Source organism: Corallococcus sp. Z5C101001, from assembly GCF_007352635.1.
Lineage (GTDB): Bacteria > Myxococcota > Myxococcia > Myxococcales > Myxococcaceae > Corallococcus > Corallococcus silvisoli.
Genome location: NZ_VKLU01000018.1, coordinates 41,502 through 67,571 on the forward strand (window position 1 = coordinate 41,502; position 26,070 = coordinate 67,571).

A 26,070-nucleotide genomic window follows, 5' to 3' on the forward strand; every position below is an offset into this window, starting at 1 on the left:
GGACCTGCTCTTCGTGGACCCCGCCGCATGGGTGGGGTTGGAGCTGACGGGCTCCGCGAAGACGAACCTCTTGCAGCGCAGGGTGGATCCGCTCGACTCCCCGCGTGACTCACGTCACGAGGCGTCCCGGATGTTGTTCAGGTACGTGTTGATGCCGTGCTTGCCGTCCACGTTGAAGACGTCTTCGTTCGTCCCGGCGGAGTCGAAGGTGTGGACGGTCGCTCCCTTGGGAGCCTGGGTCGACGGGCCGCCGTTGATGATGCCGATGCTCGGGAAGAGGCCCGACACGATGCCCGTGACGATGTCCGTCACCGGGTTGAACTCGTGCGTGCCCAGCCACGTGGGCACGGGGTCCTGCTTGTTGACGTAGAACGTGTACTTGGGCCCGTCCGGGAAGGTCTTGCCCGCGCCCGCGAAGGTCGAGACGTTGATGTTCCCGAGCAGCGCCTCGCGCTTCTGCCGGTTGCCTTCGCCGAGGATGGGGAGGTTGCCCCAGAAGCCGCCCATGTCCCCCTTGACGCGGTTGTCCACCGCGCGCAACGCGCTCGACACGACGGCGCCGCCCTGGCTGTAGCCCGTGACGTTGACCTTCTTGCCGGCCTGGAGGTCGTTGTAGACGGCGTCGGCGAGCGTCTGGGCCGCCTTGTTGTTCCCCAGGCCCAGCCGGTCCAGGCCCGTCTGCGCGACGTCCGCGGGCAGGCCCTCCGTGGCGTTGTAGATGGGAACCACGTTCGTGCCCGTCTCGTTCGCCAGCTTCTGGGCCTCGCCCATGTCGTCCTGCGGCTTCGTGAGGATGCCGTTGACGTGGTACGTCGTCGGCGTCGGGGAGGCGATGGGCTTCTCCGGCTTGAACGGCGGGACTTCGGAGATGGAGAACGCGTCCGGCGGATACGCGTAGCCATCCGAACCCAGGTACATGCCGTCGTACGTCTTGGGGTCGGCGCTCGCGTCGACCTTCAGCGCGCCGCGAGCCACCTTCGTCGCTTCGTCCAGCGTCACCGTACCGGCCTGGACCGTTCCCGTGTTGGACTGGACCGGGGGGAGGTTCGCGTTGCCCGCGACAGCGCCGGCGGCCGAGGCGCTCTTCGCCTCGAAGACGTCCGCCTTCACCTGGGCACGGGCGACCGTGTTCCTCGCCGCGACGGGCGTGGACGCTTCGTCAGTGGACCGCGGCGTCGCCGGCCGGATTGCTCCTCGTCCAACACCCTCGATGGCCATGGCTGGGTCCTCCGCGCTCCCGGTTCAGGGAGTTATCGGAGGATGAGAGCAGGAGTTGCCCCCGCCCTCCCGCGCTCAACCCGGCCGCAAGGCGTTCACGTGGAGGGCCGGCGTGCGGTGCTCCGCCGCGTGCTCCACCACCCGTCCCAGTCGCAGCAGCAGGTGCTCCTCGTACGGCCGCCCCATCAGGTGAAAGCCCACGGGCAGGCCCGCGCGGTCGAAGCCCGCGGGCACGGAGAGGGCGGGGCAGCCCGTGAGGTTCGCCAGACGGATGAAGCGCATCAACGCATCCACCACGGGCAGGTTCGACTCGCCGTCGGGGAGCGTCGCTTCGGGGATCGCCGGGGCGGTGCTGGCGGTGGTCGGGGTGACGATGACGTCCACGTCCGCCATGAGGGACAGCAGCTCCCGCGTCAGCCGGTGCCGGTGCCGCAGCGCGTGGACGAAGTCCGTGGCCCGGAAGTGCCGCCCGAGCGCCAGGTTGGTTCGCGAGTCGAGCCCGAACACCGACGCGCTCTCCTTCAGCTGCGGCAGCATCGCCTCCGTCATCTCACTCAAGATGATGCAGCTGTGCGTCCAGAGGATCGTGTTCAGGTCCGGCGGCGGAATCTCCACCACCGTGGCCCCCGCGTCGGTGAGGGCGCGCACGGCCTCCTTGCACCGGGCCACCACGTCCGGGTCGGCGTCCTCGAAGTAGGGCGTGCAGAGCCCCAGGCGGACGCCCTTCAGCGCCCCATCCTCGTAGCCTGACAGGTGATGCGGGGGCTGCTGCCGCGCGACGACGTCATGCCCGTCCGGACCGGCGAGAATCGCATACATCGCCGCGACGTCGTCGACCGTGAGGCCCATGGGGCCGACGTGCGCCACGTTCCAGCACAGCGGCGGAACGCCGGTCTCCGGGATGCGGCCCCACGTGGCCTTCAGTCCGACGATGCCGCAGAGCGCGGCGGGAATGCGGATGGAGCCGCCTCCGTCCGCGCCGATGCTCAGCGGACACAGGCCCGCGGCCACCACGGCCCCGGAGGCGCTGGAGCTGCCGCCGGTGATGTGGCCCCGGTTCCACGGGTTGCGCGCGGCGCCGTGGTGCGGGTTCAACCCGATGGGGTTGATGCCAATCTCATTCATGTTGGCCTTGCCCAGGATGAGCGCGCCCGCGGCCTTCAAGCGCGCGGCGACCGTCGAGTCGGTGGAGACGACCTGGGGGCGGAACGTGGTGCCCAGCGTCGTGGGAAAGCCCGCCAGGTCCACCTCGTCCTTCAGGACCACGGGCACGCCCTCCAGCACGCTCAAGGGCCTGCCCGCGCGCAGGCGCTCCGCTGACGCCTCCGCGGCCCGCAGCACCTCGTCCGGCTTGCGCGCGATGAAGAGGCCCAGGCGGTCCGCGCCGCCGTCCAGCCGCTCGATGGACGCATGGACCTTCCGCACCACGGCCACCGGATCCATCCCGCCTTCGCGGTAGGCGCGAGCGAAGGCCGCGACCGTCTCCCGCGTCGGCTCGCCCGGCGAAGCGGCGACGGCGCGCGCGGCCTGCTCCAGCGGTGTCTGGGTTTCGGTGGCGGGCGCCCCGGGGGGCAGGGGGTACTGGACGGGCGGCGCGTCTCCGGCGGACAGCTCGCGCCACGACACGATGCCGCTGTCCCGCATCAACTTCTCCACCAGCACCGGCCCGACGCCGCCCCGCTCCAGCGTGTGGACCATGGCCTTGAGGGCCACGCCTGAGAGACGCGGCGCCTTCACCGGGGAGCGTTGATAGGGCATGGAGTGCAGCCTACCGCGCCCCCGCGGCCGTTCCATCGCGCGCGGCCAGGGGGAGGCCGGGTCCCGCCGTCCACGGGGCTGCTGCGTCACCCGCGCACGCACGCCGCGTCCCGCTGAAACGCGCTTTGGGCGGGGAGCCCGCGTGTCTGGGAGGGAGCCGTCCCAGCCAGACGACGGCACATGGCGTGCACAGCCCGGAGCCATGCACCCGCGACGCAGGCACACACTCCAAACCCGGGCAGCGCCCGCGTCCGGAAGCGGCCGTGGCGGCGTGATACACCGGTGGAGCCATGGGCCCACACCGTCGCAGTGTCTCTCTCGTCCTGTGCCTCCTGGCGGCCTTCACGGGCTGCAAGAAGGAGGCACCCCCCGCGGGGCCTGAGTCGTCTGACACGCGACCTTCTGGCTCTAAACCCAGCATCGGCCTCGTGCTGGGATTGGGGGGGCGGGGAGATCACGCGTTCAACGACTCGGCCCTGCGGGGGCTGGAGCTGTGGGCGGCTGGCGTGAAGTACGAGAAGGCCGGCTACCAGCAGGCCTCCGCGGCCGAGCGTCAGGACTCGCTGGGGCCAGACCTGGCCGCGCGGGAGCTGGGGCCTCTGGGCATCACGCCCGTGGTCCTCCAGAGCCGGGTGGCGGAGGACTACGAGCCCAACCTGCAGCTGCTCGCGGAGCAGCAGGTGTCGCTGGCGATGGGCGTGGGCTTCATGCTGGAGAACGCGGTGGAGCAGGTGGCCCGGCGCAACCCGTCGCTGCCCTTCCTCCTGGTCGACAGCCCGCTCCTGGACGCGCAGGGTCGGGTCTTCACGCTGCCCAACGTGCGCACGGTCACCTTCCGCGAGGAGGAGGGCTGCTTCCTGGCGGGCGCGCTCGCGGGCCTCGTGACGAAGACGGGCCGGGTGGGGATGGTCGGCGGAATGAAGGTCCCCCTGGTCCAGCGCTACGAGGCGGGCTTCCGCGCCGGCGTCGCCGCGACGAACCCGAAGGCCACGGTGCTCGTCAACTACACCGGCAGCTTCACCGACTTCGCCCTGGGCAAGCAGGTGGGGCAGGACCTGCTGCTGAAGAAGACGGACGTCCTCTTCGCGGCGGCCGGCGTGGACGGGCTGGGCGCCATCCAGGCGGTGAAGGAGGCGCGCGACGCAGGCGGCGCCGTGTATGTCATTGGCGTGGACTCGGATCCGTCCCACCTGGCGCCACAGGCGGTGCTGTCCGCGGTCCTCAAGCACGTGGACCTGGTGGTGTACGAGGCGGTTCGGGACCAGCTCCAGGGCCGCTTGAAGGGCGGGAGCCTGTCGCTGGGGTTGAAGGAGGGAGGCATGGGGCTGGCCCCCGTGCGGCTGGACTTCCCAGGCAAGGCGGAGGCGCTGCGCACGGTGGACGCGCTGCGGGCCCGCATCATCTCCGGGGAGCTGAAGGTCCCCACGCACGTCGCTCCCTCCGAAGCCGCGGGTCCCCTCCCCTGAGAGGGGACGTCCGAGCGTGGGGTCGCGCGGCAGGATGCTAAGTGGAGGACCCGCGTCGGGCCGCTGTCCCCGCCGCGCGCGAAGCCCACTGTAAGCCGAGGAGGAGCCCCCATGTCCGTCGCGCAGAAGATCGCCACCTGTCTGTGGTTCAACGCCAACGCCGAGGAGGCCGTCAACTTCTACACCTCTGTCTTCAAGGACTCGAAGATCTTGTCGGTCGCCCGGTATGGAGGCGAAGCGCCAAGCAAGAAGGGGTCCGTCTTGCTCATCGAGTTCCAGCTCGCGGGACAGCAGCTCCTCGCGCTCAACGGCGGGCAGGACATTCCCTTCACGGATGCCGTCTCGCTGAGCGTGAGCTGTGAGTCGCAGGCGGAGGTGGATGACCTGTGGAGCAAGCTCACGGCGAACGGGGGCCGGCCGGTGCAGTGTGGCTGGCTCAAGGACCGCTTCGGGCTGTCCTGGCAGATCGTGCCCACGCGGATGCAGGAGCTGCTGAAGGACCCGGACGAGGCGAAGCGCAGCCGCGTCATGCTCGCGATGATGAAGATGGTGAAGCTGGACATCGCCACGCTGGAGCGGGCCGCCGAAGGTCGGTAGCGCGAGCAGCGGTCATCGTCGCCCCGAGGCCCTCGTCTCTCGTCGAGACGGGGGCCTTCGTCTCTCCGGGATGGCCAGGCGGGCGGAGGAGCGTGTGAGCAGGCCTGGAGGGCGATTTCCTCGCGGGGAGGGCATGCGCAGCCTGCGGGCAAAGCACTTTGCCTTCAAGGAGCGCAGCGATGGCCTCGAATTGCAGCCATGTGGATCAGGTGGATGACCCGTCGCCCAGGACCGAGGGATGTGAGGAGTGCATGAAGATGGGGGACGACTGGGTGCACCTGCGCCGCTGTCTGTCCTGTGGGCACGTGGGGTGCTGTGACTCGTCGAAGAACAAGCACGCCACCAAGCACTTCCGTCAGACACAGCATCCCATCATCCAGGCCTTCCAGTCCGATGATGACTGGCTGTGGTGCTACGTCGATCAGCTCTTCATGGAGCCGCGGTCTTCTCGCGGCGAGGCGCACCCGTAGCAGGCTGGAGCCTCGCGGCCCCCGGTGACGGGGCATGGACAGATGCCGGACCTCCGATGCTTTGCCGGCCCGGGGTGCATGACGCCCCCGAGCCGGAGTAGACACGGGGCATGTCCGCTCTGCTCGACAGCGGCGTGCGCCGGGGCGCCGAGGTGCGCTGCCCCGGGTGCACCCGCTTCATCCTCTCCGATGCCGCGTGTCCGCAGTGCCTCTGTGGCGCCATCGCGCCGGAGCGCTACGGCTCCGCGCGAGAGCTCCTGAAGTCTGGCGTGGACCGCTTCTCGCTGGCGGCTCGGACCGCCGCGCTGGAGCCCGCCCAGGTGGAGGTGCTGGAAGCACGCTACGCGCGGCAGTGGGGCGTGGTGCGGAGCCTCCTCGCGGACGCGCGGCGCATGGAGGCGCGGCTCATCCAACGCGGCTTCGTGCGCGACATGGAGGACCGCTGGGCGCGGATGCTGCCCATGGACGAAGCGTCCCTGGAGGAGCAGTTCGGTGTCGGCCCCCTGCCGGACTCCCTGGAGTGGCTGTCGAGCAAGGCCCCGGACCCGGACCTGCGTGAGATGGCCGCGCTCGCGTGGGTGCACGAAGGCACCTGGGAGCAGGGCGCCCGCTTCACCGTGCGCCGCCTGCTGATGAACGGGGAGGGCCGCATGTCGGTGGAGGCCATGCTCGCCCTGACGCACTGGCGCAACGGCGTTCCCCCGCGAAGCCGCCCCGAGGAGTCCGAGCAGATCCGCATCCTCGCCCAGGGCGTGCTCGACGTCCCCGAGCTGTCCTCGCGCGCCGCGGTCGCCTGGGCCCGGGTGTCGGACGAGGACGAGTCGCCGCCGGAGGCCGTCACCGCGGCGCTGCGCCGGGGCCTGTACGGCACGGACCCCGAGGTCCGCTTCGAATGCGCCCTCTGCCTGCGGGAAGAGGTAGAGGTCGCCCAGGCGTTGGACTCCTCCGATGCCGACCTCGCCGGCTTCGCCCGGCGCATCCTGAGCCAGTGGGGCTCGCGCCGGCTCCTCACGCGGTTGGAGCGGGACGGCGACGCGGCCTTCGCGAAGGAGGTCCTTCAGGAGCTCGCCTCGCCTCCGCCCGAGGGCGCGCTGGAGGCGCTGCTCACCGTGTCCCTGCGCACGGTCGGGTCGCTCGCGGACGAGCTGCGGTCCTTCGCGAAGCGCCGCCCCTTCCGGGCCTGGGGCGTCGAGGACCAGCGGCGCTGGGCCCGGTGGGCGCGCTCGGTGCTGCGCGACCTGCCCGCGGAGACCGCGCTGGACTTCTTCGAGTGGGCCGCCACGCCTCCCTTCAACGACCCCGAGGGCCCCGACGAGGAAGAGACCGAGGCGATGTGGGCCTTCCTCGAGGAGACGGTGCACGCCATCGACCAGGGCACGGCGAAGGACCGCGATGCCTGCTTCAAGGACTCCGCGTTCGTGCTCTTCCTCCACCACTCCGGCGTGGACGAACAGCGGCGGCTGAACGACTGGGCCCGCGACCCGGACAGCGGCGGGGCCTTGCTGGAGGCGCTGTTGATGTTCCCCTCGCGGGAACAGCACGCGCGGCTTTCTCCCGAGCGGAAGGATGCCGAACCCGGTCATGCGGGCCGCCTGTTGATGGCCATCTGGGACGGTCCGGGCCAGCACCTGCTGGTGGCGCCGTTGGGCAAGCTGGTGCGCTCATGGAGCGCCCTCTCCGGCCGGGAGTCCCTCGTCGAAGCCGTCTGGCGGCGCTTCCAATCACATCCCTCCGAGCGCGGCGCGTTGCTCGCCGCCTTCGCGGGGTGGCGCGACGTGCTCTGGGAGAGGCAGCGCGAAGCGGAGCCGGACGCCCTCGCGCGCTTCCAGACGTGGTGGCGCGTGGATCCCGAAGGGCTCTATCCCCAGGCGGTGAGGCTCCTGGAGGGCGCGCCAGAGGAGGCCCTGCCCCGGAGGCTGCGCGCCCTGTGGGACGCGGCGGAGGAGGTGGTGGGCACGCGTCCGCGCACCGCGTCCCTCTCCGTGTCGAAGGGCGCCATGGCGCTGCGCAACGCGCTGGAGTCCCAGGACCCCGCCATCCTCGGCGTGATGGACGCGGAGTGGGAGCACTTCGAGGCGCGCTTCCCGGCCTTCGAGCAGCGCGTGCTCGCCACGCCGTCTCCGCCGGAGGAGTCGAACATCCACCGCGACTTCCTGGACGACACGCACGACGCGGTGCGGATGATGCGGGAGCGCCGCGAGCGCCGCCGGGCGAATGAAGCCCGCGAGCGGGAGCGGGAGATTGAACGCCAGGTGGCCGAGTCCCGCCGCCGCGACCGGGAGCGCCAGGCCGAGGTCGCCCGCCGCGACGCCGAGGCGCTCGCGGCCAGACAGGCCGCCGCTCGCGAGCAGCAGGAGCTCCACGCGCTCGTGAATGCCCAGCTCGCGCTGTCCACGCTCCAGCCGCGGTTGGACCCGCGTCCCCTGGACAGCGAGGTGCTGTTCCCGGGGGCGGCGCTCCCGACGCTCGTGGACTACGCGCGGATGATCAAGGCGCTCCAGCGGGGAGGGGACGTGCTGAAGCTCTTCGAGACCGCGGGGCTGACGCCCGTCACCTGGGCCGCGCAGGCGACCGCGTGGGGGCAGGCGATGGTGGGCCGGATGGAGCTGGGGATGCGCTTCGCGGAGCTGCTCGGGGCGCCCTGGGAGTGACCTCCCGGGGCGCGGTCGTGGGGCCCCGCGCTACTGCGCGGTGGCGCCGCCGTCGAGGATCATCTCCGCGCCGGTCATCAGCTTGGACTCATCCGACGCGAGGTAGACCACCGCGTTCGCCACGTCGTCCGGCTCACCGAACCGGCCCATGGGGATGCCCTTGAGCATGCGCGCGCGGGTCTTCTCCGCCTGGCCGCTGGCCTGGGACAGCGCCTCCACCATGGCGGTCTCCACGTAGCCGGGGTGGATGGAGTTGCAGCGGATGCCATAGCCCTTGGCCGCGCAGTGCAGCGCCACGGACTTGGACAGGAGGCGCACGCCGCCCTTGCTGGAGCTGTACGCGGGGAACTGGCCCACGCCCACGATGCCCGCGATGGAGGAGATGTTGATGATGGAGCCCTGGGCCCCGCACTGCTTCATCGCGCGGATGCCGTGCTTGCAGCCCAGGAAGACGCCGTCCAGGTTGACCGAGTGCACGAGCTTCCACTCGTCCAGCGTCATCTCCTCCACGTCCTTCACGATGCCCATGCCGGCGTTGTTCACGAGCACGTCCAGGCGCCCGAACTTCTCCACCGTGCGCGCCAGCGCGTGGACCCACTGGTCCTCCTGGGTGACGTCCAGCTGGACGAACAGGCCGGCCTCGCCCAGCGACTCCGCCACCGCGCGCGCTTCGGCTTCGCGCCGGTCGGTGACCACCACCCTGGCGCCCTCGCGCGCGAGCATCCGCGCGGACGCGGCACCCAGCCCCCCCGCGCCGCCAGTCACCAGGGCCACCTTGCCTTCGACTCGCTTCATGGTCGTCGTTCCTTCAAGTGAGCGGCGGAGGCTTCACGCCGCGGGGTTGGGGGTGAGGAGGATCTTCCCGTTGCGGCCCGGCTCCTGCGCGCGCTTCACCGCGTCCTGGATGCGCTCCAGGGGATAGGTGCCGTCCACGGGCGCTTGCAGCACGCCCCCGGCCATCAGCTCCGCCAACCGGGCGAGCGTGGCGTTCTGCTCCTCGCGAGGGGCGTCGCGCAGCCAGCGCGTCAGCCAGAAGCCGCGCAGGGTGACGTCCTTGAAGATGGAGGCCGCGGCGGACAGCTGGGGGCCCTGGCCGCCCATCGCGCCGTAGTTCACCAGCGTGCCGCCGGTGGAAAGACAGTCACCCACCCGGCGGGACGACTCGCCCCCCACCGCGTCGATGCCCAGCCGCACCTTCGCGCCGCCCGTCGCCGCGCGCACCTGCTGGGGCAGCGCATCCGTGTCCAGGAGCACCACGTCCGCGCCCTGGGCCTTGAGGTCGTCCGCCAACTCCTGGCGGCGCACCACGTTGACGGTCTTCAGGCCCATCACCTGCGCCAGCGTGATGAGGTAGCGGCCCACGGCGGAGTTGGCGGCGTTCTGCACCACCCACTCGCCGGGCTGGAGCGTCACGAACTGGCGCAGCATCAGGTACGCGGTGGGCGGGTTGATGAGCAGCATGCTGGCCTGGAGCAGGTCCAGGCCGGGTGGCACGGGCAGCAGCTGCGCGGCGGGGGCGGTGAGGTGGGTGCGCCAGGTGCCCGCGCCCAGGGGGAGGAAGACGAGGTCGCCCACGGAGACGGCATCGGAGCCGGACACCTCCACCACGCGGCCCACGCCCTCGTTGCCGGGCGTCGCGGGCAGCTTGGGCAGCACGCCGTATTCGCCGGAGAGGGTGAGCAGGTCGGAGGGGTTGATGGGCGTGGCGAGCACCGCCAGCCGCGCCTCGCCGGGCTTGAGCGGCGGGGGGGCTTCCTCCACCACCTGGGCGACGTCGGAGGGCGGCCCGAAGGCCGAGAAGCGCACTGCTTTCATGGCGTTGCTCCCGCGCGAAAGAGGTGGCGCCACCCTAACCGCCTTCGGTCCTGCTGCCGAGCGTGCACTCTGGACCCACCCGGGGTGCGCGGCTCCCAGGTGGAGCGATCCCTCATCCCTTCCCCCTGCCCCTGGAGGCAGGTCGCTCTGTCCATCCGTGGACGCGGGGCAGGGGAGGCTGCCAGACGTCGACAGTCGGCCCTCGCCACGGCGCGGAGGGCTGCACAGGTTCTGAAGTGGACCCCTCGGTGGGGCGCGTGGGGATGGGCGAGGAGGGCGAGTGTGAGCAACGTGCACCACGAAGGGGCCCGGTCCGGGTCGGGAAGCGCCGAGGGGGAGGGGCTGTCGGCCGCACCATGCGTCTGGAAGCGCAGGCTGGTGACGGTGCTCAAGCCCGTCTTCGCGATGGGTGGCGTGAGCATGCTGGCCACGATGGTGCACAAGGCGGGCGCCAGCGAGCTGAAGACCACGCTCGTGGGTGCGATGCCATTGCTTCCCTGGGTGGTGCTCATCGAACTGGGCCGGCAGACCTGCGACGCCACGGCGACGCGGCTGTCCTATGGCGCTCGAGCTCGGCAGGTGCCGCTCTCGGTGTTGGTGCGTGCACAGTTGATTGGCACCGCGGTGTCGAGCATGGCTCCCGCGGGCCGGGCGGCGGCGGAGGCGACCAAGGCGACCCTGCTCACGCCCTACACGGGGGGCGCGTCCGCGACGGCGGCGGCGGCCACGTCGCAGTCGGCGTCGCTGGGGGCGGGAGGGCTCATCTCCTTTCCGTGCGCGGTGGCGTCCTTCATGCTGACGGGCTGGAGCGCCTTCACGGTGGCGATGCTGGTGCATGGCTTCGTGTTGTTGATGGCGTCGCTGGGCGTCCGCGCGGGGCTGCGCGCGAAGCGGCTGGGGGCGTGGATGCGCCGGCGGTGCGGCAGGTGGGGTGAGCACGCGGAGGCCTTCCAGGCATCGGTGTGCGCAGGAGGGCTGTGTCCATGGCGGCCGATGCTGGCGTTCCTGGGCAGCCGTGCGTTGCAGGTGATGCAGTACGCGGTGCTGGCGCACGCGGTGGGCATCCACGCGACGGCGGTGCAGGCGCTGTTCACGCAGGGGCTCTACCTGGTGGCGTTGGCCATGGGCTCGCTGGTGCCCGGGCAGGTCGGCGTGACGGACGGGATGTTCTCTCTGGCCGCGGGTGCGATGGGGACGACGGCGGCGAAGGCGATGTCCATCGCGTTGCTCGCGCACTCGGTGCAGGCGGTGTTCGTGCTGGCGGGGACGCTCACGCCGCTGGTGTGGCGCACCCGGAAGACGAAGGCGACGGGGGTGCCCGTGGGGCCGCCGGGCTTGCCCGCGCCGGTGTATCACTGAGGCCGTGAGGGCTTCGGCGGCTCAGGTCGTCGCCAGCCGGACGTGGACGGGAGTGCCGCTGAAGGCCGCGTTGCCGCTGACGGCATCCAGCGCCTGATCATCGGTGAGGTCGTTGATGCTGGCGCCCGCGTGCGCGCCCGCCACCTTCAGGCGGATGCCCGCGCGCTGGTGGCCATAGCCATGCGGCAGGCTGACGACGCCCGGCATGACATCCTCGGTGACGGCGACGGGCACGGTGACTTCACCCACGCGCGAGCGGACGGTGGCCTCCACGCCTTCGGCGAGGCCCAGCCGGGATGCGTCGTCGGGGTGGATCATCAGCGTGCAGCGGGGGCGGCCCTTCACGAGCCCGGGCACGTTGTGCATCCACGAGTTGTTGTCGCGCAGGTGCCGGCGGCCAATGAGCAGCAACTCCCCGTCGCGAGGCGCGGCGTCATCAGGGAAGGCGGCGCGCAGCCGCGCCACGTCCGCGACGAGCAGCTCTGGAGCCAGTTGGATGCGCTTGGAGCGGTGGCGGAGGCGGCCGGGGAGGCTGGGCTTCAACGGGCCCAGGTCGATGCCATGGGGCGCGGCGCGCAGCCTCGCGAGCGACAGGCCGTCCTTCTTGAGCGGATGGAAGCGGGAGCCATAGGGGCCCATGCGGAGGCCCAGGTCGAGGATGCGCTCGGGCCCCAGGCGCTTGAGGGCCTGGTATTTGAGGAGCGCGCGGGGGCCGCGTCCCTGGCGCAGCGTCTCCAGCCGGTGCTGGAGCTCCAGGAGGATCTCCCAGTCCTGGCGCGCATCCGGCGCGGCCTGGAAGACAGGGGGCGAATACTTCGCGGTGTTGCGCACGGCGAGCACGTGGAACGCGAGGTCGTAGTGCCCGCGCTCCAGCACGGACACGGGCGGCAGGATGTAGTGGGCGTGCCGGGTGGTCTCGTTGAGGTACGGGTCGATGCTCACCATGAAGTCGAGCTGCCCCAGCGCGGTGTCCAGCTGTGTGCCATTGGGCGTGGACAGCACGGGGTTGCCGGCCAGGGTGATGAGGGCGCGGATGCGGCCCTCGCCGGGGGTGAGGATCTCCTCCGCGAGCACGGCGACGGGGAGCTCGCCCGCGGTCTCCGGCAGGCCGCGCACGCGGCTCTTCCAGCGTCCATGGCCGCCGCGGCTGACGCCGAGCGCACGGGGGCCACCGATGAGGTCGAAGGCGGGGAGGGTGAAGAGGGCGCCGCCTTCGCGGTCCAGGTTGCCGGTGACGATGTTGAGGACGTTGATGAGCCATTGGCAGAGGGAGCCAAAGGGCTGCGTGGACAGGCCGATGCGGCCGTAGCAGACGGCGCCGTCGGCGGCGAGCAGGTCCCGGGCGATGCCGCGAAGCACGTCTGGCGCGATGCCGGTGTGCGGGGCCGTGCGTTCGGGAGGGAAGTCACGGGTGAGGGGAGCGACGGCGTCCAGGCCCTCGACGAAGGCGGCGAGCCGGCCCATGCGGTGGGGGTTCGCTTCCAGGACGAGGTGGAGCAGGGAGAAGAGGGCGAGCGCGTCGGTGCCAGGGCGGACGAAGACATGCTGGTCGGCGATGGCGGCGGTCTCGGTGCGGCGCGGGTCGATGACGACGACCTTGCCGCCGCGCTCCTGGATGGCGCGCAGGCGGGCGCGCACGTCGGGGGTGGTCATCAGGCTGCCATTGGACGCGAGCGGGTTGGCGCCCAGGATGAGCATGTATCGCGTGCGGTCGATGTCTGGGATGGGGACGAGCAACTGGTGGCCGAACATGAGGTGGGCCACGAGCTGGTGGGGGAGCTGGTCGACGGAGGTGGCGGAGAACAGGTTGCGCGAGCGCAGGGCGCGCAGCAGCCCGGAGCCGAACATCATCGAGCCCAGGTTGTGGACGTTGGGATTGCCCAGGTAGGCGGCCACGCTGTTCGGGCCGTGCTCCTGCTGGAGCGCGTGGAGGCGCTGGCTGATGTCCTGGAGGGCGTCTTCCCAGGACACGCGCTCCCAGCCGGAGGCGGTGCGCTTCATGGGATGGCGGAGCCGGTCCGGGTCTTCGTGCAGGTCGCGAAGCGCCACGGCCTTGGGGCAGAGGTGGCCCCGGCTGAACGGATCCGCGTCGTCGCCCTTGATGGAAGTGATGCGGCCGTCGGCGACCTCGATGCGGACTCCGCACATCGCTTCACAGAGGTTGCAGGTGCGGAAGTGGACCTGGGGCGGGGCGGAAGCGCTCATGGACGTGGAGCCTATCCCCTGGGGTTTGTCCGTGGAGCTTCAGGCCAACATCGGACCCCTCACATGACAACGCCTTGGGCATGGGGGCCCAAGGCGTCGAGGTGGACCGGAATGTTCCAGCGCGTTCAGCGAGGGAGGAGCACCACGGCCTCGCGCACGTTGCGGTAGATGGCCATGTTGCTGTTCTGCTTGTAGTTGAAGACGCCGCCGTTGCGCGCGATGCCCATGTCGCTCCCATACGGCGACTTGCCGTACTGCCAGCCGTGCTTGGTCTGGAACACCACGGCCCCCTCGGGAATCTGGCCGTTTCGGGCGGCTTGCTCAAACGCCTCGCCCGAGAGCACGTGTGCCTGCACCCGTCCGGCGGGGCTGTCGATGGTCCGCACGGAGGAGCCGGGGATCGCCGCGGACTGCCAATGGTTGCTGCGGAGCATCTGCACCATCGTCCCCCGCGAGTGGTTGCCGTCGCCGCCGCTATTGACCGGCAGGCCCTGCATGCCCGCGCGCTGGAGGTTCGCGCGCGTGGTCTTGACGCAAGACTTGTCGGCTCCGGCGCGCAGCGGCGTCGCGTTGATGGCGTCCAGCCTGGGGTTGCCCGACGAGTAGGTGTCGCGGGTCCTGCGTGACGCCGCCGCCGTTTCCGAGGTCGCCGGTGCACGAGGGGTGCGAACAGACCCCGGGGCCCGGACGGTGCCCGCTTCGAAGGTATCGCGCGTGTGACGCGGCAGGCGCTGGGGGGCCGCACGGGTCTGCGGGGTCGCCGGACGCTGGCGGGGGGCGACCTGCGGGGAGGCTGCCGGTCGGGTCTGGGTCGCCGCCGGACGCTGGCGGGAGGCCCCCTGGGGGAGGGCCGCGGTGCGGGCCTGGGGAAGCGGCTGCTCGCGGAGGGTTGAAGGAGTCGACCGAAGGCGGGTGCCGCTGTTGATGGAAACGCGCGTCGTCATGATGAGTGCCTTGATGGGATGCTGATCACCCGATTGTCGGGGTTCCCGGGAGAAGGTTGCGGAAACGCCGCGATATCCAGGTGGGCGCGAGCGAACTTCGTCTGGCGGATGACTCGATGCGTCATTGGTCGAAGGGGAGAGCGCTCCGGTGGAGCTCGGCCACACGTCGAGCGTGTTGTCGTCGAGTCATGCATGCCTGGGGGACGCGCACATCGTGCTGGCCGGAGTGCTAGCCTTTGCAGCTCCAGGATGGGGGGCGCCGTTGGCGAAACCGAGCGGAGCGAATTCCGGAAGCATCGTGGCGGTGGTGCCTCCTGCCCCCACGCCCGCGCCAGCGGGCCCCGTGGCGCTCGTCTCGTTGCGGAACGCGGCCCTCTTCCTCGTCCAGCGGATCTCCGAAGGACTGACGCTCTGCGTGTTGTTGCTGAGCGCGGTCCTGGCCATCTCATCCATCGCGGAGATCTCCTCGCGCCAGCAGGCCCGCACGGAGGTCGACCGTGTCGAGCGGGAGGAGACCGCCCTCATCATGGGCCAGGTCTCCTCCGTCCCCGTGGCACAGGCGGGAGCGGAGGACGCCACGGGCCAGCAGCTCCTGCGTCAGCACCTCCGGGGCGTGTCCCGGATCCACGCCTACTCCATGGAGGCGCGAAACCAGATCGACTCCCTGTCGGTGCGCGGAGCAGGGGAGTCACGGCAGGGCGTCACCCGCATCCTCTCTGACTACCAAGTGAAGGTCTCCGAGGTACGCAATGAACTCATGGACTCCTTCTGGAAAGAGCCGCTGAAGGGCGACGGCCGAACCGCCGTGGGCAAGGTGACCCCCGAAGCCCCGCTTGAAACGCCCTGGGTGGAGCGGCTGTCCCTCCACCTGCGGGGCCTCTGGGCGCAGCTCCCCCTGGAGCAGTCGCGCACCGACTATCTCCTGGCGCTCGTGGTGTCGTGCTGCGCCCTGGTGGGCGCCATCATCGCGATGATGCGGGAGGGCGGCGCCCGGTTCGCCACGAAGCAGATCGTCCTGGGGCTGGCCTCCGGCTTCGTCGCGTTCCTCTCGCTGCGTGGAGGCCGCAGCGTGTTCATGCTGGAGCTGACCGGCGAAGTGCCACACTTCAATCCCTACAGCATGGCCTTCGCGGGCCTGCTCGTCGGACTCTTCACGAGCAAGGCGTATGAGCTGCTGGGAGTCCTGGTCCAGGAACTCGATGGACGCGTGCGCGCGATGGTGCAGGGCCCGTCCGCCGCGAAGGCCGTCCCCCCGAATGAGCCGGAGCAGAATCCCTAGCCCGACCGGGCATTGCCAGTCATGGCCTCACCCGAGGTGAAGTGTGATGAATGAGGGTTCCAGGGAAGGTGTCTATTATGAACTCACCTTCATTGTTGAGGACGGTTGGCGTGTCTTCATCGAGAACGGCGAGTTGATGGTCGAGGCGCCAGCGGACGGAACGGATTTTGTTGGGGAGATCTGGCGTATCGCTCGCTACATCGCCTACTCGGATTTCGTGAGCATCGAGCGGCGGGATGAGGGTGAGGAGTACGTGATTCAATCCCGGTCGAACCGAGGGCTGGAGTTTCGCGTGACCTTCCGGCGGCGGAGCTGAGCGCGCCCCCGCCGCTCAACGGCCGCTGGATGGATGTCTCGCTCTGAAGTCTGCCCGTGTCCCTAGCCCTGCCGGGCATGCCAGTCATGGCCGCACCAGAGGCACTGCCGCGCCTTGGGCGTCTCGACGATGCGCTCACACCGGGGACAGCGGTGGATGAACACCGCGTCCGCGTGTTCCTTCAACACCCGGTCCCGCATGCGCCGCAGGAGGGCCTCCGTGCCCTGCTCCAGCGCCGCGAGCACCGCGAGGTCGTCCAAGCCGTACCACTTCCGGACCAGGGGATGCGCGAGGGGCCCTTCAGCCGGGACGACATCCCAGTGAGGGATGCTGCTGACCCGGTACGCCTTGCGCTCCACGTCGGTGGCGAGGTGCTGGTAGTAGCGCAGCACGTACCGGGTGAGCTCCGCGTCTTCTTCGTAGGTTCGTCGAGGTGGCATGGGCGGCTCCAGACGGGGGCCGCTCGTTCCCATGACCCCCCCCCCGACACATACGGGCTAAGCCCGTCTCTCGGGTTCCATGCCGTCCCGCGCCATCCGACCTCGTTCGCTGGCCAACCGGGGAGTCACTTGTACCCCCAACGGCCTTGCCTTGGGCTTCACGTTGCCGTCCAATGGTGCACAAACCAATGATCGCGGCGGGTGGCGATTCTCCAGGGCATGCGCACTGTTGCGATCACCGGCTCGGAAGAGGGGGAAGGGGAAGGCGATGACGGGGACGGCGTGGAAGAAGGGGGCGCGAGGGTTCGCGTTGGGGATGCTCCTGCTGGCGGGCGGCGTCGCCCACGCGGGACAGGCGGGCGGGGTCAACATGCCGGATTCCCTCCAGGTGGAGGGCCGCACGCTGGCGCTCACCCACATGGAGCTGAAGAAGAAGCTCTTCTTCAACATCTACGTGTGGAGCCTCTACATGGAGCAGGAGCCCACCTGCTTCAAGGAGGCCGTGGCCTCCAACAGCCTGAAACGCCTGCACTTTCGCTTCCTGCGCACCATCACCAAGGACCAACTGGTGGGCAGCTTCCGCGACGGCCTGCGCCAGAACCCGGCCATGCGCGAGGACGCCCTCAGCCAGTCCCTGGAGAAGCTCCTCTCGTCCCTCCACGACGTCCGCAAGGGGGATGACCTGGTCCTCACCTACCTGCCGGGCTCCGGCCTCCACGTCTCCGGGGGCGCCTCCGGCGGCGTCCACATCCCGGGCAAGTCCTTCGCGGATGCCCTCTTCAGCTCCTGGCTGAACACCCACCCCATCTTCCCCAAGTAGCGACCGTGGCCCCGGGCGGCGCGGGCTCCCTGTCCGCCCCCCATGGTCTGTAATTTTGTGCTCAAACTTGATTCGCGTTTCTCCTAGGCAGTGGGCCTGAGAGCGGTAGGCTCGGACCCACCAACATTCTTGTCAGGAGGAATCGCACCTATGCGGACACGTCTGGTTCTGGCTGCGCTCATCGCCCTCTCCACGGGCTGCGTCTCGCAGGGGAAGTTCAACGAGAAGGCCCTGGAGGCGGAGGGGCTGACGAAGAACCTCACGGATGAGAAGGCGGCCCGCGCGGCGGCCGAGGCGAAGATTCAAGAGCTGGAGGCGCAGCAGGCGGCGCTGACGCAGGAGAAGGCGGCGCTGGAGACGCGCCTCAACGCATCCGAGAACCGCCTCACCACCGCCGCGGCCGAGCGCCGCGCGCTGGAAGAGAAGAACGCGCAGCTGGCCGCGCTCAACGACGAGCTGGCGCGCAACTCCAAGAAGCTCGCGCAGGCGAAGGAGGAGCTGGAGAAGAAGAGCTCCGAATACGAGAGCCTGGCCCAGTCCCTCAAGCAGGAGATCTCCGACGGCAAGATTGAACTGTCGGAGATGAAGGGCCGGATGACCGTGCAGCTCAAGGACAAGATCCTCTTCGCGTCCGGCTCCGCGCGCGTGGGCAAGGAAGGGCAGGAGGCGCTGGTGAAGATCGCCGACGCGCTCAAGACGGTGCGCGGCCGCATCGTGCGCGTGGAAGGGCACACGGATGACGTGCCCACCGGCGGCGGGCAGTTCCCCACCAACTGGGAGCTGAGCCTGGCGCGCGCGATGGCGGTGGTGCGCTCGCTGCAGGATTCCGGCGTGGATCCGACGATGCTGTCCGCAGCGGGATACGGGCAGTACCAGCCGCTCGTGCCCAATGACACGCCGGAGCACAAGAGCCAGAACCGGCGCATTGAAATCGTGCTCGCCCCCGGCCTCGGAGGGCGCTAGGACGGTGCGCGGGAGACCCGCGCACCCTTCATGAGAACGCTCTTCTGCGTCGTCTGTCTATTGCTTGCGACCGGGGCCGTGGCCCAGACCCCGGACGCAGGGACCCTCGCTGGCGATGCTGGCGTTCCCACCGGAGTGCTGACGAAGCCGCCCGCCCTGCTCCGTCAGGTCGAGGCGGCCTTCCCGCCAGAAGCCGCCGCCCAGCAGTTGGAGGGCACGGTGGTGATGCTCATCGACATCTCGGAGACGGGCGCCGTCACGAATGTCGAAGTCACCCAGCCCGCGGGCCACGGCTTCGACGAGGCCGCGGTGGAGGCGGTGAAGCAATTCCAGTTCGAGCCCGCGGAGGTGGACAACGTCCCCGCGCCGGTGCGCATCCAGTACGCCTACCAGTTCCTCTTCCGCGCGCCGGAGCCGCCGCCGGAGACCGCCGCGGACGGCGGCGTCGCGGAGCCGCAGGGCCCGGTGAACTTCAGCGGCAGGGCGCTGGAGCGCGGCACGCGCAAGCCGCTGGTGGGCGCGGAGGTGGTGCTCACGGAGATGGACCGCTCCACCGTCACGGACGGGGAGGGGCGCTTCTCCTTCCGCGGCGTCCCGGCGGGCACGCACCCCGTGATTGTCGTCCTGGGCAACTACGACCGCTTCAAGACGCAGGAGACCATCGAGGAAGGCAAGCAGACGCAGGCGACGTACTACGTGCAGAAGCGCATCTTCAGCTCCTTCGAGACGGTCGTGCGCAGCAACCGCGAGCGCAAGGAGGTGACGCGCACCACCATCGAGGTGGCGGAGGTGCAGCGCATCCCGGGCACGCAGGGCGACACGCTGAAGGTGGTGCAGAACCTGCCGGGCGTGGCGCGGCCCGCGTTCAACGGCGGCGCGCTGGTCATCCGAGGCACCAGCCCGCAGGAGTCCGGCGTCTTCCTGGACGGCCTGCGCATCCCCCTGCTGTATCACTTCGGCGGGCTCACCTCCGTGTACAACTCGGAGCTGCTGGAGGCGGTGGACTACCTGCCCGGCAACTTCTCCTCGTACTACGGAGACATCACCGGCGGCGTCATCAACGTGCGCAGCCGCGAGCCGCGCACGGACCGCATCCACGCCACGGTGGGCGTGAGCGTGATTGAGTCCAACGCGGTGGTGGAGGGCCCCATCACGGACACGCTCAGCTTCGCGGTGGGCGGCCGGCGTTCGTACATCGACCTGCTGTTGAAGCTGGTGCCCTTCGACGACAACAGCCTCCAGGTGGCGCCGCGCTACTACGACGCGCAGGCGAAGCTGGTGTGGAAGCCGAACAAGAAGAACACCTTCACGCTCCAGGGGCTCACGTCGCGCGACCGGCTGGCGCTGCTGTTGGACCAGCCCGCGGACGGCGACCCGTCCGTCAACGGCGGCCTGGATGTGACGACGGGCTTCAACCAGCTGCGCCTGCGGCACCAGTTCCGCGAGGGGAAGCTGACGCTCGACACGCACGCGCTCGTGGGCAACACGCTGCTGGACTTCCAGATTGGCGAGCGCGGCCTGCGCATCGCGTCCACGGACCTGTTCCTGCGGCCCACGGTCGAGTACGCCTTCGACGACGCGGTGACGGTGGCGGGCGGCCTGGACGTGGTGGCGAACCTGGCGAAGGTGCGGGCCAGCATCCAGCAGCCGCCGCGCGAGGGTGAGCCGCCCACGCCGCTGGTGACGGAGGACCTGGTCAACATCGACGGGAAGTTCACCCAGTACTACCCGTCCGCCTGGGCGGAGGTGCGGTGGCGGCCGGTGAAGGACCTGCTGGTGGTGCCGGGCGTGCGCACGGAGAGCTACATCTTCACGGAGCAGCAGCACGTGAAGCGCACGGTGAACCCGCGGCTCGCGGTGCGCTATGCGCTCACGGAGACGCTGACCCTGAAGGGCGGCGCGGGCGTCTATCACAGCCCTCCGGTGCAGGATGAGCCGTCGCCGGGGTTCGGCAACCCGGACCTGGGCGCGAAGCGCTCGCTCCAGTACAGCGTGGGCGCGGAGTGGCAGGCGCGGCCGGAGTGGTTCGTGGGCAGCGAGGTCTTCTACAACGACCTGGACGACCTCATCGTGCGCTCGGACGCGCGCATCGAGCGCAACGGCGAGTCGGTGCCGGAGCTGCTGAAGAACGGCGGCGTGGGGCGCATCTATGGCTTCGAGCTGCTGGTGCGCCGGGCGCTGACGGACCGGCTGTTCGGCTGGATCTCCTACACGCTCAGCCGCAGCGAGCGCCGCGACGCGCCGGGGGCGCGCTGGCGCCTGTTCGACAACGACCAGACGCACGTGCTGACGGCCATCGCCAGCTACAAGCTGCCCAAGGGCTGGGAGCTGGGGGCGCGCTTCCGCTTCGCGTCGGGCAACCCGACGACGCCGGTGCTGGGGTCGAAGCGCGACGACACGACGGATGTGTTCATCCCGTACTACGGGTTGATCAACTCGCAGCGGCTGCCATCGTTCAACCAGCTGGACATCCGCGTGGACAAGACCCTGGTCTTCAACACGTGGAGCCTGGACCTCTATCTGGACCTGACGAACGCCTACAACAACCAGTCTGTCGAAGGCGTGGCCTACAACTACAATTACTCTCGGCGGGAGTTCTTCAAGGGACTGCCCATCCTGCCCGTGCTTGGCGCCAAGGGGAGCTTCTGAACACCATGCGCACGCCCTTCCTGCTGTGTGCCACCGCGTTGCTGGGGTTGAGCGCCTGCTCCGGCACTGACTTCGAGGCGCAGAGTGAAATCCGGAGCGTCCGCGTGCTGGCCATCAAGGCGGAGCCCGCGGAGCTGGCGCTGGCCCCCAACGCCACCACGCTGCCGCCGCCGGTGACGTTCAGCGCGCTGGCGGTGACGCCGGACGCCCGGCCGGTGACGGTGACGTACGCGCTGTGCCGGCCGGACGTGAACCCCTACGGAGATACGGCGTGCCCGGGGGACAGCGGCGTGGCGCTGTCCAACGGCGTGCTGTCGTTGAGCGACCCCGCGGTCCAGGCGCTGCTCATCGAGTCGTTCCAGAAGGCCACGGGCAGCACGGGCGGCGGCGGCGGGGGCACGTTCGACTTCAACGACCCGACGGTGCGCGCGGTGCTCCAGGCGGGGCTGCCGCTGTTCGTGGGCTACGAGGCGACGGACGGCAGCGGGACGCCGGAGGGCGTGGAGCGCGGGGTGCGCCGCATCACGCTGCGCTCGACGGACGCGCCCAACCACAACCCGGTGATGCAGGACGTGCTGTGGAACGACGCGCCGCTGGCGGGGCCGCTGCCGCTGGACACGGAGGTGACGTTCACGCCGGTGCTGGGCCCGGGCAGCGAAGAGGTCTACACGACGGCGGACGGGAGCCGGACGGAGCAGGTCTTCTACAGCTGGTTCGCGACGGGGGAGGGCGAGGTGAAGTCGTTCCGTTCGCTGGAGCCGGTGGACGGCAAGCCCGGCGACCCGACGACGACCTACCAGACGCCCGTGGCGCCCGAGCGCATCACCTTCTGGGTGGTGGCCCGCGACGGCCGGGGTGGCACCGACTGGGCCATCCGCACGGTGGACGTGGGGCCCTGAGGCCCGGGGTCTTCACGGCCATGCGCGGGGGGATGGACGCCCCCCGCGCGGAAGGCCCTACCGCCCGAGCCACGCGGACGCGCGGCCCAGGCCCTCCGCCACGGAGGTGAAGGCGTCCGCGGTGCGCACGCGGTCCTCTCCGAAGCGCTTCACGTACAGCTCCCGCACCGCCGGAATCTGCGACGAGCCGCCCGTGAGGAACACCGCGTCGATGTCCTTCGCCTCCGGGTGCTTCGCCAGCAGCCCCTCCGTGCACTGTGATAGCTCGTCCAGCAGCGTGCGGCTCGCCGCCTCGAACTCCGCGCGCGTCATGGGCTCGTGCAGGTGGATGCGCGCCTCGTCGAAGTCGATGGTCGCCACGTCCTCGCTGGACAGGCGCACCTTCGCCGCTTCGATGGCCCGGAACAGCCGGTAGCCCAGGTTGTCCATCACCAGGTCGTAGAGCGCTTCGATCTCCGCCGGATGGTCGCTCGTGTCGAGCATGACCTCCAGCAGCTCCTGCGTGGACTTCTCCCGGATGAAGGACATCTCGTGCCAGTTGAGCAGCTTCGCCAGCACGTGCTGCGGAATGGGCAGCCGCTTGTGGCTGAAGCCCTTCACCTTGTACGTGGAGCCCGCGCCGAAGCGCGGCAGCAGCTTGTGCCGCATGATCTCCGCGTCGAAGCGGTCACCACCGATGCGCACGCCCGTGGAGCCCACCACGTCCGGCCGCCGGTCCAGGTTCCCCCGCCGCGACGGCCCCAGCCGCATCAGCGTCAGGTCGGTCGTGCCGGCGCCGAAGTCCGCCACCAGCACCAGCTCGTCCTTCGTCAGCCGCGCCTCGTACGCGAGCGCCGCCGCGATGGGCTCGATGAGGAACTGCACGTGCGTGAAGCCCGCCAGCTCCGCCGCCTTGCGCAGCCGCTTCTCCGCCAGGGCGTCCGCCTCCGCGTCCGGCGTGAAGACCGCCGGCCGGCCCAGCACCACCGCGTCCGGCGCCTCGCCCAGGTGCGCCCCCGCCGCCTCGCGCACGCGGCGCAGCAGGATGGCCACCAGGTCCTCGATGGTGTACGTGCGCCCCTTCACCTGCGTCGCCCGGAAGGACGAGCTGTGCAGGAAGGACTTCACCGACTGGATGAACCGGCCGTTGTTGTCCTCCAGGTAGCGCTGGATGGCGTCCGCGCCCGCGAAGATGTCCCGCTCCTCCTCCGCGAAGAAGAGCACGGAGCGGAACAGCCGGGGCTCCGGGCTGTGGGGTTGCAGCGGCAACACGGTGCCGTCCGGCAGGGCCAGGGCGGTGTTGCTGGTTCCGAAGTCGAGTCCGCAGGCGCGCATGGGGGGGCGCCCCTTATCGCCAATCCTCGGGACGCGGTAGCCCGAAAGTGACGCCCCACCGCCCGCCGGGCCGTCGGGCGGGGGCTCGCGGCCTGGTGGCTTGGCGCCGCACGGATGCTCGTCATCTTTGCCCTGTCATCCGCTCGACAGGAGAACCCCATGAAATCGCACGCAGCATGGCTGGGCGCTGGCGTCGCCACGGTGGTGATGGGCACCACCGCCTGCCAGGCCCGCGACCCTACCCAGCAGGACGCGGCGAGGACCCCACCCGAACAGCAGGTGGAAAGCGCCCAGGCCAGCGCCTTGGAGGTCCAGCGCCCCCTCGCCCGGGGCTCCAGCCCAGCCCTGACCCTGGCCTCCACCGCGGCGCCGCGGGACGTGAGCACCCAGAGCGCACCCGTGCAGCGGATCTCCGGCGAGGTGCTGAGCGCGAACGCCCGGGAGGTGCTGCTCAGCGAGCGCGGCGAGCCACGGCTGCGCCTCCAGGTGGGCCCCAACACCCAGGTGCGCGTGGATGGCCGGGCCGCGAGCGCGGCGGACATCCGCGAGGGCTCGGAGGTGCGCGCCTCGTACCGCACGGACGAGAGCAGCGGCGAGCCACGAGCGCTCAGCATCGACGCCACGACCCCGACGCGGCCCGCGACCCCCGCCCCCGTGGAGAGCGGCGAGTCCTCGCCGGGCGTGCCCCATCCGCCCTAATCCAGACATGCCACGGCCCCGTGCCTTCGCGCTTCCCAACGCGAGGACCGGGGCCGTGACTGTCGCAGGCAGCGGAAGAGAGGCGTTACGCGGCCAGCTCGGCCTGGTCCAGGCCCGCCTCGGCCATCAGGTTCGCCAGCTCCGCCTTCAGCTTGTCCTTGGCGCGGATCTCCAGCTGACGGGCGCGCTCGCGGGAGAAGCCGAAGTGCTCGCCCAGCTCGCTCAGGGTCATCTCCGAGTCGCTCATCACGCGCTGCTCGATGATGAAGCGCTCGCGCGGATCCAGGCGCATCAGCGCGCGCTGCACCAGCGTGCGGGTGAGGCCCGCCTGCTGCCGGTCGGCGACCTCGTCCGCGTGCGAAGCGGCCTCGGACTCCACGAAGTCCAGGTGCGTGGCGTCCCCGTCCTCACCCACCGGTGCGTCCAGCGACAGGTCGCGGCCGCCCATGCGCTGCTCCATCTCGCGCACCTCGGTGGGCTTCACGTTCAGCTTGCGGGCGATCTCCTCCGCGTTGACGATGTGGCCCTCGCCCGCGCCCAGCTTCTCCAGCTCGCGCCGCGTGCGCGCCAGGCTGAAGAACAGCCGGCGCTGCGCCTGCGTCGTGCCCAGCTTCACCAGGCTCCAGTTGCGCAGCACGTAGTTCTGGATGTACGCGCGGATCCACCACACCGCGTAGGAGATGAGGCGGATGCCCTTCTCCGGGTCGAACTTCTGCACCGCCTTCATCAGGCCGATGTTCGCCTCCTGGATGAGGTCGGACATCTTCAGGCCGTAGGAGCGGTACTCGTACGCAACCTTCACCACGAAGCGCAGGTTGCTCGTCACCAGCCGGTGGCCCGCGGACAGGTCACCGGCGCGGAACGCGCGGGAGAGCGACTGCTCGTCCTGCGGGTTGAGCAGCGGGTACTGGTTGATCTCCGAGAGGTACGTGGAGAGCGAGTCAGCGGAAGAGAAGGAGTTGGAAGCCTGCATGGGGGTCTCTCTCGGGGAAGAGGGCGGTTGTGCATGTCCGCCGTTTGCTGCGACGGAGAGACCATTAGCAACGCACGGGCCAATGCCAGGCGACCGGCGCCTTCAATGATTCCAGGGCGTTGCGCGAAGCCGCAGCAATGCTTAGAGCGGAAGCCAGCAGTTTTTACAGCGCGTGGTTTCGACACTTCTTCCGATTGCCCTGGGGGGAGGGTTGCCTGCCCTCCGACCCGGGCCTAGGGCGGATCACATCCAGCAGGGATGTGGGCACTCCCCGCCCCCCACACCAGGGGCCCTGGGGGGCGAGTGTCCGCTGGCGGCGCGGGGAGGCGGGAGGGGGTCATCAGGTCAACGCCTTGCGCAGCCGCTTGGGGATGGCCTCCGCGTGCCAGCGCTGCACCTCGCGGGCGATTTCGGCGGACCGCTCCGCGCGCTCCTCGCGTGCCTGGGGCAGCAGCTTGCGGGCGGCCTTGCGCTGGCCTGTCGGGGCCTCGGCGGCGGCGCGCTCGAACAGCTCCAGGCGCACGTCCGCGTCGTGCAGCTCGCCCAGCCCGTCCTGCAGGGGCACGAGCACCCCCAGCAGCGCGCCCACGGTGCGGCGGAAGGCGGGCTGGAAGATCTCCAGCTCGTAGCGCAGCTTCTTCAAGTCCCGGCGCAGGGCGTGCGCGGACGCGGCGTCGGGGGCCTCCGCGTAGCGCTCCAGGCGCTTCTCCACGCGGCGCAGGCGCAGGCGCAGGTGGCCCCGCGCGCGCTTGCTGGCGAAGCGGTGCGAGTCCTCCAGGGTGTCCAGCTTCTTGAGCAGCCGCGGCACGGTGCGCTCCGTCCAGCGCCCCAGCTCCGCGCGCAGCGTCTTCTCCCTCTCCTTCAGCCCGGAGCGCTGGGTCCTGCGCAAATCCAGGAGCGCCTTGCCCGCGTCCTTCTGGCCCTTCGCCGCGGCGCCCAACCAGGCATCCTGGACGTGCAGGTCCCGCACGTCGCCCAGCGCGTCCTGGAGGCGCTTCACGTCCACCTCCAGCCGGGTGAGCTTGCCGGTGGCACGGAACACCTGGAGCGCGGCGCGCAGGCGGCGGGTGGCCACGCGCATGTCGTGCACGGCGTCCACGTCCAGCGTCGTCGCGTCCAACTGGGCTTCGGGGTGGCGCGCGTCCGCGAGCCGGCCGGCGAGGATGCGGCGGGCGGCGTCGCCCAGCGCGGAGTCGGGGCCCAGGCCCCGGATGGGAGTGGGAGGGGGCATGGCG

General features: G+C 70.4%; 22 protein-coding genes. 12 read left to right on the forward strand and 10 right to left on the reverse strand.

The genetic code is table 11. The features are described from left to right. Positions 1-114: 114 nt before the first annotated feature. Together FOF48_RS32390 and FOF48_RS32395 are read right to left on the reverse strand one after the other, a co-directional pair. A complete protein-coding gene (locus FOF48_RS32390; protein ID WP_143908143.1) occupies positions 115-1,218 on the reverse strand; it encodes a PE-PPE domain-containing protein in 1,104 nt (367 codons plus the stop codon). Between the two features lie 75 nt (positions 1,219-1,293). Next, positions 1,294-2,976 carry an amidase gene (locus FOF48_RS32395; RefSeq protein WP_143908145.1) on the reverse strand — a complete coding sequence of 561 codons (1,683 nt, stop codon included), beginning with the start codon at positions 2,974-2,976 and terminating at the stop codon, positions 1,294-1,296. A gap of 290 nt (positions 2,977-3,266) precedes the next feature. Between FOF48_RS32395 and FOF48_RS32400 the strand changes: the two genes are divergently transcribed. The 4 genes from FOF48_RS32400 to FOF48_RS32415 all read left to right on the forward strand — a co-directional run bounded on the left by FOF48_RS32400 (position 3,267) and on the right by FOF48_RS32415 (position 8,160). Further along, a complete protein-coding gene (locus FOF48_RS32400) occupies positions 3,267-4,442 on the forward strand; it encodes a BMP family protein (RefSeq protein ID WP_143908147.1) in 1,176 nt (391 codons plus the stop codon). 111 nt (positions 4,443-4,553) lie between these two features. Beyond that, positions 4,554-5,039, forward strand: coding sequence for a VOC family protein (locus FOF48_RS32405; protein ID WP_143908149.1), 486 nt, complete (start codon positions 4,554-4,556; stop codon positions 5,037-5,039). Between the two features lie 179 nt (positions 5,040-5,218). After that, the gene (locus FOF48_RS32410; protein ID WP_143908151.1) at positions 5,219-5,509 is read left to right on the forward strand and encodes a UBP-type zinc finger domain-containing protein; all 291 of its coding nucleotides are present in this window, start codon (positions 5,219-5,221) and stop codon (positions 5,507-5,509) included. 110 nt (positions 5,510-5,619) lie between these two features. Continuing rightward, positions 5,620-8,160 carry a hypothetical protein gene (locus FOF48_RS32415; protein WP_143908154.1) on the forward strand — a complete coding sequence of 847 codons (2,541 nt, stop codon included), beginning with the start codon at positions 5,620-5,622 and terminating at the stop codon, positions 8,158-8,160. Between the two features lie 30 nt (positions 8,161-8,190). On the opposite strand, the gene FOF48_RS32420 is transcribed toward FOF48_RS32415, so the two are convergent. Beyond that, positions 8,191-8,955 (reverse strand): glucose 1-dehydrogenase, encoded by a 765-nt coding sequence (locus tag FOF48_RS32420; protein ID WP_143908156.1) that lies wholly within the window; start codon positions 8,953-8,955, stop codon positions 8,191-8,193. A gap of 33 nt (positions 8,956-8,988) precedes the next feature. Then, positions 8,989-9,975 (reverse strand): zinc-dependent alcohol dehydrogenase family protein, encoded by a 987-nt coding sequence (locus FOF48_RS32425; RefSeq protein ID WP_143908158.1) that lies wholly within the window; start codon positions 9,973-9,975, stop codon positions 8,989-8,991. A 282-nt stretch (positions 9,976-10,257) separates the two neighbouring features. Between FOF48_RS32425 and FOF48_RS32430 the strand changes: the two genes are divergently transcribed. Continuing rightward, on the forward strand, positions 10,258-11,334 hold the full coding sequence (locus tag FOF48_RS32430) for a lysylphosphatidylglycerol synthase domain-containing protein (protein WP_186002160.1): 1,077 nt from the start codon (positions 10,258-10,260) through the stop codon (positions 11,332-11,334). A 21-nt stretch (positions 11,335-11,355) separates the two neighbouring features. Here FOF48_RS32430 and FOF48_RS32435 read toward each other — a convergent pair whose 3' ends face one another. Further along, on the reverse strand, positions 11,356-13,539 hold the full coding sequence (locus tag FOF48_RS32435; protein ID WP_143908160.1) for a molybdopterin oxidoreductase family protein: 2,184 nt from the start codon (positions 13,537-13,539) through the stop codon (positions 11,356-11,358). A gap of 125 nt (positions 13,540-13,664) precedes the next feature. After that, a complete protein-coding gene (locus tag FOF48_RS32440; protein ID WP_143908162.1) occupies positions 13,665-14,483 on the reverse strand; it encodes a hypothetical protein in 819 nt (272 codons plus the stop codon). A gap of 298 nt (positions 14,484-14,781) precedes the next feature. Here FOF48_RS32440 and FOF48_RS32445 point away from each other — a divergent pair, with 298 nt between their 5' ends. Together FOF48_RS32445 and FOF48_RS32450 are read left to right on the forward strand one after the other, a co-directional pair. Next, the gene (locus FOF48_RS32445) at positions 14,782-15,762 is read left to right on the forward strand and encodes a hypothetical protein (RefSeq protein ID WP_143908164.1); all 981 of its coding nucleotides are present in this window, start codon (positions 14,782-14,784) and stop codon (positions 15,760-15,762) included. Positions 15,763-15,808: 46 nt separating this feature from the next. Next, entirely contained in the window at positions 15,809-16,078 is a 270-nt protein-coding gene (locus FOF48_RS32450; RefSeq protein WP_143908166.1) for a hypothetical protein, read from the forward strand. 62 nt (positions 16,079-16,140) lie between these two features. On the opposite strand, the gene FOF48_RS32455 is transcribed toward FOF48_RS32450, so the two are convergent. After that, entirely contained in the window at positions 16,141-16,518 is a 378-nt protein-coding gene (locus FOF48_RS32455) for a hypothetical protein (protein WP_143908168.1), read from the reverse strand. Positions 16,519-16,786: 268 nt separating this feature from the next. Between FOF48_RS32455 and FOF48_RS32460 the strand changes: the two genes are divergently transcribed. From FOF48_RS32460 to FOF48_RS32475, 4 genes are all read left to right on the forward strand, one after another. After that, complete coding sequence (locus FOF48_RS32460) at positions 16,787-17,338, forward strand: chalcone isomerase family protein (protein WP_143908170.1); 552 nt, start codon at positions 16,787-16,789, stop codon at positions 17,336-17,338. Between the two features lie 150 nt (positions 17,339-17,488). Beyond that, positions 17,489-18,301 (forward strand): OmpA family protein, encoded by an 813-nt coding sequence (locus FOF48_RS32465; RefSeq protein WP_143908172.1) that lies wholly within the window; start codon positions 17,489-17,491, stop codon positions 18,299-18,301. Positions 18,302-18,331: 30 nt separating this feature from the next. Then, positions 18,332-20,950, forward strand: coding sequence for a TonB-dependent receptor domain-containing protein (locus FOF48_RS32470; protein ID WP_143908174.1), 2,619 nt, complete (start codon positions 18,332-18,334; stop codon positions 20,948-20,950). Between the two features lie 5 nt (positions 20,951-20,955). Then, positions 20,956-21,849 carry a hypothetical protein gene (locus tag FOF48_RS32475; RefSeq protein WP_143908176.1) on the forward strand — a complete coding sequence of 298 codons (894 nt, stop codon included), beginning with the start codon at positions 20,956-20,958 and terminating at the stop codon, positions 21,847-21,849. A gap of 57 nt (positions 21,850-21,906) precedes the next feature. On the opposite strand, the gene FOF48_RS32480 is transcribed toward FOF48_RS32475, so the two are convergent. Next, the gene (locus FOF48_RS32480) at positions 21,907-23,163 is read right to left on the reverse strand and encodes an Hsp70 family protein (RefSeq protein WP_143908178.1); all 1,257 of its coding nucleotides are present in this window, start codon (positions 23,161-23,163) and stop codon (positions 21,907-21,909) included. Between the two features lie 159 nt (positions 23,164-23,322). Between FOF48_RS32480 and FOF48_RS32485 the strand changes: the two genes are divergently transcribed. Further along, positions 23,323-23,862: a hypothetical protein gene (locus tag FOF48_RS32485; protein ID WP_255442921.1), complete on the forward strand. Its 540-nt coding sequence runs from the start codon at positions 23,323-23,325 to the stop codon at positions 23,860-23,862. 85 nt (positions 23,863-23,947) lie between these two features. On the opposite strand, the gene FOF48_RS32490 is transcribed toward FOF48_RS32485, so the two are convergent. Together FOF48_RS32490 and FOF48_RS32495 are read right to left on the reverse strand one after the other, a co-directional pair. Continuing rightward, the gene (locus FOF48_RS32490; RefSeq protein ID WP_143908183.1) at positions 23,948-24,835 is read right to left on the reverse strand and encodes an RNA polymerase factor sigma-32; all 888 of its coding nucleotides are present in this window, start codon (positions 24,833-24,835) and stop codon (positions 23,948-23,950) included. Positions 24,836-25,175: 340 nt separating this feature from the next. Then, entirely contained in the window at positions 25,176-26,066 is an 891-nt protein-coding gene (locus tag FOF48_RS32495) for a CHAD domain-containing protein (RefSeq protein WP_143908185.1), read from the reverse strand. Positions 26,067-26,070 lie beyond the last annotated feature (4 nt).

Excerpts from the sequence above, each read along its gene's own strand:
- FOF48_RS32390 (WP_143908143.1), bottom strand. The coding sequence starts at position 1,218 with ATGGCCATCGAGGGTGTTGGACGAGGAGCAATCCGGCCGGCGACGCCG.
- FOF48_RS32395 (WP_143908145.1), bottom strand. The coding sequence starts at position 2,976 with ATGCCCTATCAACGCTCCCCGGTGAAGGCGCCGCGTCTCTCAGGCGTG.
- FOF48_RS32400 (WP_143908147.1), top strand. The coding sequence starts at position 3,267 with ATGGGCCCACACCGTCGCAGTGTCTCTCTCGTCCTGTGCCTCCTGGCG.
- FOF48_RS32405 (WP_143908149.1), top strand. The coding sequence starts at position 4,554 with ATGTCCGTCGCGCAGAAGATCGCCACCTGTCTGTGGTTCAACGCCAAC.
- FOF48_RS32410 (WP_143908151.1), top strand. The coding sequence starts at position 5,219 with ATGGCCTCGAATTGCAGCCATGTGGATCAGGTGGATGACCCGTCGCCC.
- FOF48_RS32415 (WP_143908154.1), top strand. The coding sequence starts at position 5,620 with ATGTCCGCTCTGCTCGACAGCGGCGTGCGCCGGGGCGCCGAGGTGCGC.
- FOF48_RS32420 (WP_143908156.1), bottom strand. The coding sequence starts at position 8,955 with ATGAAGCGAGTCGAAGGCAAGGTGGCCCTGGTGACTGGCGGCGCGGGG.
- FOF48_RS32425 (WP_143908158.1), bottom strand. The coding sequence starts at position 9,975 with ATGAAAGCAGTGCGCTTCTCGGCCTTCGGGCCGCCCTCCGACGTCGCC.
- FOF48_RS32435 (WP_143908160.1), bottom strand. The coding sequence starts at position 13,539 with ATGAGCGCTTCCGCCCCGCCCCAGGTCCACTTCCGCACCTGCAACCTC.
- FOF48_RS32440 (WP_143908162.1), bottom strand. The coding sequence starts at position 14,483 with ATGACGACGCGCGTTTCCATCAACAGCGGCACCCGCCTTCGGTCGACT.
- FOF48_RS32450 (WP_143908166.1), top strand. The coding sequence starts at position 15,809 with ATGAATGAGGGTTCCAGGGAAGGTGTCTATTATGAACTCACCTTCATT.
- FOF48_RS32455 (WP_143908168.1), bottom strand. The coding sequence starts at position 16,518 with ATGCCACCTCGACGAACCTACGAAGAAGACGCGGAGCTCACCCGGTAC.
- FOF48_RS32460 (WP_143908170.1), top strand. The coding sequence starts at position 16,787 with ATGACGGGGACGGCGTGGAAGAAGGGGGCGCGAGGGTTCGCGTTGGGG.
- FOF48_RS32465 (WP_143908172.1), top strand. The coding sequence starts at position 17,489 with ATGCGGACACGTCTGGTTCTGGCTGCGCTCATCGCCCTCTCCACGGGC.
- FOF48_RS32470 (WP_143908174.1), top strand. The coding sequence starts at position 18,332 with ATGAGAACGCTCTTCTGCGTCGTCTGTCTATTGCTTGCGACCGGGGCC.
- FOF48_RS32475 (WP_143908176.1), top strand. The coding sequence starts at position 20,956 with ATGCGCACGCCCTTCCTGCTGTGTGCCACCGCGTTGCTGGGGTTGAGC.
- FOF48_RS32480 (WP_143908178.1), bottom strand. The coding sequence starts at position 23,163 with ATGCGCGCCTGCGGACTCGACTTCGGAACCAGCAACACCGCCCTGGCC.
- FOF48_RS32485 (WP_255442921.1), top strand. The coding sequence starts at position 23,323 with ATGAAATCGCACGCAGCATGGCTGGGCGCTGGCGTCGCCACGGTGGTG.
- FOF48_RS32490 (WP_143908183.1), bottom strand. The coding sequence starts at position 24,835 with ATGCAGGCTTCCAACTCCTTCTCTTCCGCTGACTCGCTCTCCACGTAC.
- FOF48_RS32495 (WP_143908185.1), bottom strand. The coding sequence starts at position 26,066 with ATGCCCCCTCCCACTCCCATCCGGGGCCTGGGCCCCGACTCCGCGCTG.